5 protein-coding genes are annotated in these 7,252 nt (G+C 68.1%); 2 read left to right on the top strand and 3 right to left on the bottom strand.

All coding sequences use genetic code 11. The annotated features are described in order from the left end of the window. A partial coding sequence (locus FV230_RS07020) for a hypothetical protein (protein ID WP_147841809.1) occupies positions 1–233 on the bottom strand: 233 nt, incomplete at its 3' end. 422 nt (positions 234–655) lie between these two features. Beyond that, positions 656–1,243: a metallophosphoesterase gene (locus tag FV230_RS07015; RefSeq protein WP_147841808.1), complete on the bottom strand. Its 588-nt coding sequence runs from the start codon at positions 1,241–1,243 to the stop codon at positions 656–658. A gap of 391 nt (positions 1,244–1,634) precedes the next feature. Between FV230_RS07015 and FV230_RS07010 the strand changes: the two genes are divergently transcribed. Beyond that, positions 1,635–3,377 carry an HWE histidine kinase domain-containing protein gene (locus FV230_RS07010; protein ID WP_147841807.1) on the top strand — a complete coding sequence of 581 codons (1,743 nt, stop codon included), beginning with the start codon at positions 1,635–1,637 and terminating at the stop codon, positions 3,375–3,377. Between the two features lie 369 nt (positions 3,378–3,746). On the opposite strand, the gene FV230_RS07005 is transcribed toward FV230_RS07010, so the two are convergent. Further along, positions 3,747–4,268, bottom strand: a complete 522-nt coding sequence (locus tag FV230_RS07005) for a hypothetical protein (RefSeq protein ID WP_147841806.1) — start codon at positions 4,266–4,268, stop codon at positions 3,747–3,749. A gap of 346 nt (positions 4,269–4,614) precedes the next feature. On the opposite strand from FV230_RS07005, the gene FV230_RS07000 reads away from it, so the two are divergent. Further along, positions 4,615–7,038 carry a PAS domain S-box protein gene (locus FV230_RS07000; protein ID WP_147841815.1) on the top strand — a complete coding sequence of 808 codons (2,424 nt, stop codon included), beginning with the start codon at positions 4,615–4,617 and terminating at the stop codon, positions 7,036–7,038. The last annotated feature ends 214 nt before the right edge of the window (positions 7,039–7,252 follow it).

Raw genomic sequence — 7,252 nt, 5'->3', positions numbered from 1 at the left:
TGGGCGAGCTCGGCGCGGAGCGCGGCCGCCTCGGCCTCGGCGCGGGCCTGCGCGGTGCGGGCCTCTCGGAGGCGGGCCGCGAGCTCGCCGACGGCGTCCACGTTCCGCACCCGCTGGATCTCGCGCTCCTGACGACGGACGCCGGCCTCGACGGCCATCACGCCGACGATCCCGAGGGCAAGGCCACCGGCATTCCCGAGCTCGCTGTAGACCCCCGCCACACCGTTTCGCATGCCCGCCTCCGTCGCCGTCCGAGTCGTCCATAAGGGGCCTCTCGGCACGCGCCGTCTACTAGAGGCAAGATTTATCCCGGGAAATGCAGATTTCGTCCTCAATGGTTGCTTAAGGGGGTTGTGGGTTTCCCCCTCAGCACGATTCGGCATGAGTTGAGCACATCATGGCACACGCTCAGCATACGGCGGCGCGCACGTGACGGGGGCACGTGGGGCCATACGTGACGACCCGCGAAATAACGTAACCCGCCAATGGCTTGCTGACCTCTCAGCACATCCTCAGCACGAGCGCGGGCCGAGGGCGGGTCAGCCCGTGCCTAGATGAGGTAACGCGGGAGGGGACGAATACTTGAATGCGCCGAAACGACGTTACATTGCCGGGAGTAACGGGGGGAGCAAGACCGCCGTCCATGCCAGCCCCATCACCACGCCGCCCCGCTAGACGTGCGTCCCTGCGATCCCGACGGACAGCACGGTCGTGCGGGGGGGGGGCGTGACCGGATATCCGCGAGTGTGACGGGCCGGTAGGGGAACGCGTCCACCCCGACGTCAGCGCTCGCCGAGGTTCCCGGCAGGCTGCCGTGGGAATGCCCATAGAGATGGATGTCGCCGCGGTGCATGCGCGGCCAGACTCGGTGGGCGTAGTGGCTGAGCCAGATGCCCTGGTCCTTGCCGGTTTCCGGGTCGTGCACGTGCACCCGGGCGACATCGGCCACGGGGCCGTCCCACGGCAGTCGCTGCCCAATCTTGTCGTGGTTGCCCCGGACGAGGAACTTGCGGCCACGCAGGCGCGCCAGGATCGCCCGGGCGCGGTCCTCCGTGCATCGATGGCAGAAGTCGCCGAGATGCCAGACGGTGTCGCCCGGGCGCACGGCGGCATTCCACGCAGCGATCAGAGCCTCGTCGTGCGCCTCGATGTCCTGGAACGGTCGCATAAGGCCGAGCCGGGTCCCTAGAACGGCCTGATGGCCGAAATGGGTGTCGGCGGTGAAGAGGGTTCGATGGGTCACGGCAGCCTCAGGGCGGAGGCGCTGTCGGTCGCGGAACTCCGGGATTCAGATCGTTTCGGAGCGGGGATCGGGTTTCACGGGCGGTCCATCCGGCGGGGCGGAGGCTATGGAGCAAGCTTGCCCGGGTACGCAAGGCCGGCGAAAACGGTGGCAGTGGGTAACGGGGAGCGTGACCGGCGACCGACGGACATTAGCTCCTTTGGTGATGTGAGGCAGATCGACAGGGATCCGGTCCTGGGCGCCCGCGCCGTCGAGTGAACGCCATCACTACGATCGGCGCCCCGGATCAGTGGACGATCCCCGTGACGCCCGAGCTCGCCAACGCTATGAACCGTCCGCCTTTCCACGCGGAGCGGGCATATGACCGTTCCGAGGGAGGGATGTCCGCAGGATGACGTTGACGACCCGCATCCTGCTGCTCGTGCTGCTGGCGCTCGCCCCGGCGCTGGCGATCCAAGGCTACAACGAGCACGCCCTACGGACATTCCGTGACGAAGCGGTGCGCGCCGACACCCTGACCACCGCCCGAGCCGTGGCCGAGGATCTCGCGCAGGTGGCCGAGGGCGCCCGGCAGGCCCTGGACTTCGTGGCCAGGGACCCTTCGGTCCGCGCGATGGCTCCGTCGGGCTGCTCCGCCTACCTACGCGAAGTCGCCCTCGACAATCCCCAACTCGCGATCTTCTCCTTGAGCAAGCCGGACGGCGATGTCGTCTGCAACAGCCTCGGTTCCGAAGTCGGCTCCTACAGCGTGGGCGAGCGCCTCTACCACCGACGCGTCATGGGCAAAGATGCGTTCGTCATGGGCTCGTACGTACGCGGCAGTGTATCGGGTAAGGACACCCTGCACTTCGCGAGGCCCCTGCGTGACGCGGCCGGTCGCACGATCGGGGTCCTCGCCGCCGCGCTCGACCTGAAATGGCTCGACGGCCGTCTCCGCCGTGACCTTCGACAGCCGAGCACCACGCTCACCATCGCGGACACTGACGGCACTATCGTCGTCCGTTATCCGGACGGCGACATCCGAGTCGGCTCGGCGGTGCCCCGGGAGCGCATGCGCATCCTCCTCGACCGTGGTGAGGGCGTCAGGGTGGCGGAGGGTTTCGACGGTCGCGAGCGGGTGCTCGCCAACGTCCATCCGCCGGGTCCGGCATCCGCGGCCTGGGTGACGGTCGGGCGCGACCGCGACGTGGCTTTCGCCGACGTCGACGCGGCCTCGCGCCGGGGATTGGTCCTGATCGGCCTCGGGGCGGCGCTGGCGTTCGTGGCCGCCCTGTTGGCCGGCCGCTTCTTCATACGCCGCCCGTTCGATCGTCTGCTGCGGGCCGCCGCGGCTTGGCAGACGGGCGACCTCGCGGCTCGCATAGGGATGACACGCGGCGACGAGTTCGGCCGGCTCGGCCTGAAGCTCGACGCGATGGCCGCCACCCTCCAGCGACGCGAGGGCGAGCTTCGTGATGAGATCGCGCACGGTCGGGCGATGCAGGACCGGCAGGTCATGCTGTTGCACGAGTTGAACCACAGGGTGAAGAACACGCTCGCCACCGTCCAGGCCCTCGCCAGGCAGTCGACGCGCGGCGGCGAGGCGCCGGGCGTCCGACTGGAGGGTCGTATCCTCGCGCTCTCCAAGACGCACGACCTCCTCACCCGGGACGACTGGTCCGGCGCACCGCTGCACGAGGTCGTCGAGGGCGAGCTCGGTCCCTACCGCGGGGGGCTCGCGAACATCGTGGCCGAGGGCCCGGACGTCGATCTGCCGGCCCGCCACGTCCTCGCACTCGGCATGACGCTGCACGAGCTGACCACGAACGCCGCCAAGCACGGGGCGCTATCGGGCGAGGGGGCCGAGGTCCGCGTGACATGGCGGGTCGTGACCGGCGAGACCGGTCGGAGGCGCCTGTACCTGGAATGGGTCGAAAGTGGCGGGCCAACCGTCTCGGAGCCTACCCGGAAGGGGTTCGGGTCGCGCCTGATCGCAGCCAGCGTTGAACGCGAGCTCGACGGGAGGTACACCTTGGATTTCGCGAGCGACGGCCTGCGCTGCACCATCGAGATACCGCTGGGGCACGGCTACGCGATGATGTCTCCATTGCATCCCGCCTCGGACTCGGAGAAAGGCGCCCCTGGTACCGCATGACGCCACTGCCTGGGCCGCCGCGTTTCCGGGGTGGCGACTCCGTGATCTGCGGGATCCGGAAAGGCGAACGAATCCGGAAAACCTGCTGCCGGCCGACGGGAAGGGACGACGGGAGGGCAATGCGGCGACACGGTCAGGCCTCGTCCGAGAGCCGCGCAGGTCCCACCGGACGAGGCATGATGAGAAGTGAGCCGCATTGCGATGCCTCTCCGACCGCTCCCGCCTCGCCCCCCACGACCGGTCCAGCGGTAAGCCCGCGCGCGGCCGGTCGACATCATAGGGAGGCGGTTGCAAGTCCTCGCGGACGGCCGCCGACCGTTCCAAACGCTTCACGCGACCGCCCGAAGCGCCGAGGCCGGCGCGATCCGCCTACGGCTTACGGCTCGGCGCGACGAACGGGTTCGTTTCGGTGGCCGACCCGTTCTTCGCGTAACACTGCTCAAGACGGTCCAGACCGGCCGCGCTGCCGTCCAGCGCTACCTTGACGGTCGCGCCCTCGCCCTTCACGTCCAGGCCATCGGCGAGCCTGAGCGACTTCAAAAATCGCTCGTCCTTGATCGGCAGGGAGACCGCGTTGCCCGAGGCGGCGACGTCGGCCTGCAGCGTCGACGACCCCGCGGCCAGCTCCACCGGGTAGCTCTTTCCGCGCGCGAGCTTCCACTTCGACGAACTCATGCTCAGGTCGAGGCCGGCGGCATCACGGGTGAACTGGATTTCCACGCCGTCGTCGGTCGTGCGTGTCATTGTGCACCGCTCGAACCTCTGCCCCTTCGAGACGGCCTCGATTTTCCAGGGGCCGATGGCGACGCTCGCATCGGGCGTCTGTGCATAGGCGGGGGCTGCAAGCACGGTCGTGGTCGTCAGAACGATGGCGGCGATGGCGGTTCGCATACGGTTCTCCTCGCTTGTCGTTCGGGTCAGGTCGCGAGATTGCCGAAGGTTCACCGGTTCTGCCCGTTCGCAGTCGAACAGGTTCTTCCCAATGGCGGGGTACTATCCTCGTCGCCCCTTCCGGATGTGAGCGTGCGGCGACCATCGAGGGCGCGTCGGGAAAGTGCGCTGTCGGCCTCGACCGGTCGGAAGCGTGCAACGCGACAGACACATCGGCCACCGAAACCGGCCCGTACGCCGTACCGAATTGAAGGACGCGATGGCCTGGTCCCGGGAGCCGAGCACTCCCGAGGTCGTTGTGATACTGGCGGCCAGGGTGGTGGCCTTTGGCCAGGAACGGGTAACGATGGAAGGTGAGGTCGAGGAACTGCGGCGGCTGCTCCGAGACGCGAACGAGGAGATCAACCTGCTGCGGCGGCAGAACGAAAGGCACATAAACGCTCCGAGCGACGCGGAGCGGACCTCGGCTGCCGGGACGGACCTGCTGTTCACGGCGGCGGAGAAGACCCGCATGCCGCAGATTATCACCGACCCGAACTTGCCGGACAATCCGATCGTCTTCGCCAACCGCGCCTTCCAGGAGCTGAGTGGTTACGGGTCGGATGAGCTGATCGGACGGAATTGCCGATTCCTGCAGGGGGCGGAGACCGACCCAGGCGACATAGCCAAGGTGCGCGATGCCATCGCGGCCAGGCGCGATGTCGTCGTCGAGCTTGTGAACTACCACCGAGACGGCACGCCTTTCAGGAACGAGCTCTACGTCAGTCCGGTGTCCGGGCCGGATGGGGCGCTGCGCTACTTCTTCGCCAGCCAGCTCGACGTCACGCGTTTCCGCACCGAGGAGGATCGCCTCGCCGATAGCGAGGCGCGGTACCAGGCCCTGTTCGAGGCCGTGGATGCCGGCTTCTGCGTCGTCGAGATGCGCTTCGACACGGCGGGCATCGCCGTCGACTACCGCTTCGTCGAGGTCAATCCGGCGTTCGAGCGCCAAACCGGGCTGCATGGCGCGACCGGACGATGGGTCCGCGAGCTCGTGCCCGACCTCGAACGCTCGTGGTTCGACACCTACGGCGACGTGGCGCTCACCGGGTGTGCCGTCCGTTTCGAAAGCGGTGCCGTCGCCCTCGGCCGCTGGTTCGACGTCCATGCGCTCCGGATCGGCGACCCCCGGAGGCGGCGGGTCGCCATCCTGTTCAACGACATCACCGACCGCCGCAGGCTGGAAGGCCATCTGGAGACCGCAGCGCGGGATCGCACCGACGAACGCGACACGCTCTGGCGCGCCAGCCGCGACCTGTTCGTCGTCTGCGGGTACGACGGGCTTTACCGGGCCGTGAACCCGGCCTGGAAGGAAACCCTCGGGTGGGAGTCCGAGGACCTCGTCGGGGGCCGTTTCGACGCGCTCATCCACCCGGCCGACCACGAGGCGAGCGAACGGGCCTTCGAGCGCGTGGTCACCACGGGCGAGCTCAACGACATTGACCTGCGTCTCAAGTGCAAGGACGGATCCTACCGCTGGGTTTCCTGGAACGTGATCCCGCGCGGCGACCACTTCTACGCTGCCGGCCGTGACGTCACCGAGCGCAAGGCCCTGGAGGAGCAGCTCCGCCAGTCGCAGAAGCTGGAGGCTGTGGGACAACTCACGGGAGGCGTGGCGCACGACTTCAACAACCTGCTCACCGTTATTAAGTCCTCCACCGACCTGCTCAAGCGTCCGAACCTCCCGGAGGAACGGCGCTCGCGATATGTCGACGCGATCTCCGACACGGTCGCGCGGGCGGCCAAGCTCACCGGGCAGTTGCTGGCTTTCGCGCGGCGCCAGGCCCTGAAGCCCGAGGTGTTCGACGTCGGACGCGGGGTCGTCGCGGTCTCCGACATGGTCCGTACCCTCACGGGCGCCCGCATCCACGTCGAGACCCGCGTCGACCCCTGCCGGAATGCGGGCGGGAGCGAGATCCCGTGCCTGATCGACGCCGACCCGAGCCAGTTCGACACGGCATTGGTGAACATGGTCGTCAACGCCCGCGACGCGATGTCGGGCGAGGGACGCCTGTCCATCGTCGTCCGGTGCGCCCGATCTATACCGGCGGTAAGGGCACATCCGACCACCCGTGGCGACTTCGTCGCGGTGTCGGTCACCGATACGGGAACGGGCATCGCACCCGACGACCTCGAACGCATCTTCGAGCCGTTCTTCACGACCAAGGGCGTGGGCCAGGGCACGGGTCTCGGCCTCTCCCAGGTGTTCGGCTTCGCCAAGCAGTCTGGTGGAGAGGTGATCGCCGAGAGCCGCCTCGGCGAGGGCACGACCTTCACCCTCTACCTGCCTCGGGCGACCGCCTCCGCGGCGCCGGAAACCGACGTGTCCGAGCCCGCGGCGCTGGCCGAGGAACATGGCACGCGCCTACTGCTGGTCGAGGACAACGTCGAGGTCGGTGCGTTCGCCGCCCAGGCGCTTGAGGAACTCGGATACCGGACGGTCTGGGCTACGGACGCCGCGAAGGCGCTCGACGCGTTCGACCGGGACGCGGGGCGCTTCGAGATCGTGTTCTCGGACGTCGTGATGCCTGGCATGAACGGGGTCGACCTCGCGCGCGAGATCCAGCGTCGCAGGCCCGGCATCCCCGTCGTCCTGGCGTCAGGCTACAGTGAGGTCCTCGCATTGCAGGGGACGCACGGCTTCGAGTTGCTGAGGAAACCGTACTCGGTGGCCGACCTGTCCCGTATCCTTCGGATGGCGGTGGAGCGGGCGTCGTCACAGGCACGCTAGGTCCGGGGTGAAACCACGCATAGCCCTCTCGGGACTTGCTCGAATTGTGGCATCGACGCGTGCTGGGTTCGCGAGGTGAGGCTGTTGGACGTGGACGGATTCGGTTATCCGACGTTGCCTGACAAGCGCTTGCCGGGCATCGTCGACGTGTCGTGCCGTCGGCGGAGGTGCGGACCGCATCGTCCTCCCACCGGACCGATGCACCGTGCGACGT

Source organism: Methylobacterium sp. WL6, assembly GCF_008040095.1.
In the GTDB taxonomy this organism is placed as follows: domain Bacteria; phylum Pseudomonadota; class Alphaproteobacteria; order Rhizobiales; family Beijerinckiaceae; genus Methylobacterium.
This window is presented reverse-complemented; position numbering and strand designations above follow the sequence as displayed.

Excerpts from the sequence above, each read along its gene's own strand:
- FV230_RS07010 (WP_147841807.1), top strand. The coding sequence starts at position 1,635 with ATGACGTTGACGACCCGCATCCTGCTGCTCGTGCTGCTGGCGCTCGCC.
- FV230_RS07005 (WP_147841806.1), bottom strand. The coding sequence starts at position 4,268 with ATGCGAACCGCCATCGCCGCCATCGTTCTGACGACCACGACCGTGCTT.
- FV230_RS07000 (WP_147841815.1), top strand. The coding sequence starts at position 4,615 with ATGGAAGGTGAGGTCGAGGAACTGCGGCGGCTGCTCCGAGACGCGAAC.